The following is a 2,795-nucleotide window of genomic DNA, read 5'->3' on the forward strand; positions in this document are numbered from 1 at the left end:
GCAGCTTTTTGGTACTCCTGATCCAGAACCTGCTATTGCTTCTAAAAAACAGGCTCAAAGGCAGTACGAAAGAGAGTTTCGGGTCAAGTCATATTGCTATTCTACTTGAGTTTTGTCAGTCAACCAGCTTTTTTTGTCTATCTAATTGATAATTACTCTCAAAATAAACCGCTCAAACCGTGATTATTCCCACATTTACGAAGAAATATTACAGTTTTAGCAATACTCTTTGACTTTTCATGAATTCGTGCATCTGATAGAAAATCTCCACAAAATCTCCAAATTCCCAATTTTCACTAATTACATTCAACATCTCCCAATATCTAAACAATATCTCCCAAATCTCTAATTCATTTCTTACCTTTTCAACTATTCAACATCATCTAGTCACCAAATTCTCATTAGCTTAATATTTTCCAACAATTCCTAAGACTTCCCAAGACTTCCTAGCACTTCCTGATACTTCCCAATTTTCTCAAGGACTATCCCAATTATCTAGTAATTAGCTAAAATAACCACAAGCATTGAAATCCATCTTTTTCTGACGCACAGTACGCCATATTTGGCGGAAAGAATGCTCGATTTTTTGCTATATTAAATGACAGGAGAGTTTGGGAAATAAAATTTTGTTTTGGTCAAAGTCTCACGAAAAAATTTTCATTCGTCATCAAGCACTAAGAAGTTTGATGACGGGGATTGATTTTGACTTCAATACTTATTGCAAGGGTGATTATCTTGCAATAAGAGAAAATAATCAGAATTTCTTGACGAGAGTAGGCCGCACTAACAGATGGAATAGAACAAGGATTAACTTTTGTAAACCCCATAACAGAGGTGAGCCATGCTAACAGCGGCTAACGTCTCAAGTGAGATGGCGGTGAACTACTTCATCAAGAATTACTATCACCAAGGAAAGTCGCTTTGGAATGGTCAAGGTGCTAAAAAGTTGGGGTTGTCAGGGGCAGTCGATGACGAAGAAGCTTTTAAAAATATCATTGAGGGGCTTACGCCTGATGGTCGTGAGGTATTGAATGCCAGAGTAGTCAAAGAAAAGGGGAAAGGAGAACGCAGAGCTGCATTAGACTGTACATTTTCTGCGCCCAAAAGTGTAAGCTTGATGGCCTTGGTGGGCGGGGATACTCGTTTGATTGATGCTCACCATCAGGCGTTAAAAGAAGTCCTGCAACTGATAGAGCAGCGTTACGCCTATACCAGAGTGACAGACGATAACAAGAGACATAGGGTTAAGACTGGTAACTTGGTCGTCGCGCAGTTCGATCACATCGAAAGTCGGGATTTAGACCCACATCTGCACACCCATTGTTTGCTGATGAACATGACCCAAACTCCAGATGGTAGCTGGTTAAGTTTGGGTAATAACGAGATATTCGCCAATAAGAAATTCTTGGGGATGGCATACCAAAGCTCTCTGGCGCGTGAGGTGCAGAAGCTTGGCTACGAGATAGAACCGCGCAAACATGGGCAGTTTGATATAAAAGGGTTTAAATTCGAGGATTTAGAGGCATTTTCTAAGCGGCGACAGCAAATCATCGCCTCATCTGGTGCTTTTTCCACTTGGGCCGAACGTGAAAAAATTTGGGATGATACCCGCCAGCGCAAGCAGAAACTACCAGAATCAGAATTGGTTGCATTGTGGAAGTCAGAAGCTGCGGCGTTAGGGATTAGGTTTGTCAAGCCAGGAGAACCAAGAAAAGAACAGGCTCCTCTTGTGGTTGAGCAAAAAAGTCTGATTGATGCCCTAGATGATGCGATCGCACATTGCAGTGAGAGAAATGTCGCTTTTAGACAAGAGGATTTAGAAAAATTCATCCTAGAAGAACGTTTAGCTACGGATGTAACAGCGATTGCACCCCTGATTAGAGAACATCAGGAGTTAATCGGTTTGCCAGGGTTGACTCACCAATTTACGACGATGACAGCGGCGAGGCGGGAATTGGCGACGATTGACTTGATGCAGCAAGGTCAATGTAAATTTTGCTCCATTTCCCACTCGGAAGTAGTCGAAAACCACTTAGAGAATACCTTACTAAATAGCGGACAGCGCCAAGCGGTAGAATTAGCTGCAACTACATCTGACCAGTTCATTGCATGGCAGGGGGTAGCTGGTGCTGGCAAGACTTTCGCCCTCAAAGAGTTGAAAGCGATAGCCACAGATGCTGGATATATTATCAAAGGCTTCGCCCCCAGTTCCACTGCTGCTAAGGTTTTGAGCGAAGAGTTAGAAATTCAATCTCTTACTGTTGCTAGATTACTAGTTTCGGAACCACCATCAGAGATTGAACCACATCAAATCTGGATTGTGGACGAAGCTGGGCTACTCAGTGCTAAAGATGCTCAAGCACTCCTACAACGAGCAACCTTACTTCAAGCTAGGGTGATTTTAGTCGGTGACACTCGGCAGTTGTCAGCAGTAGAAGCCGGTAATCCCTTCAAATCGTTGCAACAGGCAGGAATTAAAACCGCACACCTCAATGAATCGTTGCGTCAGAAAAACCCGCAGCTAAAATTAGCAGTAGATTTGATTGCTGATGGCAGGATTGAAGCAGGATTTGAACGACTAGAAGCCAACGGTTCCATACTTCAAGTTGACAGTGAATCCAAAATAGAGCAGATCGCCAATGATTATATAGTAGGGACACCAGAGCAACGACTCAAAACTCTTGTGTTAGCTGGAACAAATACAGAAAGACTTGCCCTTACCCAAGCGATTCGCTCGAAGCTCAAGGGTGAAGGAACTTTGGGAGAAACTGCAACCATCACCCAATTGCAAACCA

At 42.8% G+C, this 2,795-nt stretch carries 1 protein-coding gene; it reads left to right on the forward strand.

Annotated features, from left to right (window positions below; translation table 11 throughout):
* Positions 1-841: 841 nt before the first annotated feature.
* On the forward strand, positions 842-2,795 hold a 1,954-nt coding region (mobF, locus tag H6G92_RS38625; RefSeq protein ID WP_190902108.1), incomplete at its 3' end, for a MobF family relaxase.

Source organism: Nostoc foliaceum FACHB-393 (assembly GCF_014698505.1).
In the GTDB taxonomy this organism is placed as follows: Bacteria; Cyanobacteriota; Cyanobacteriia; order Cyanobacteriales; family Nostocaceae; genus Nostoc; species Nostoc foliaceum_A.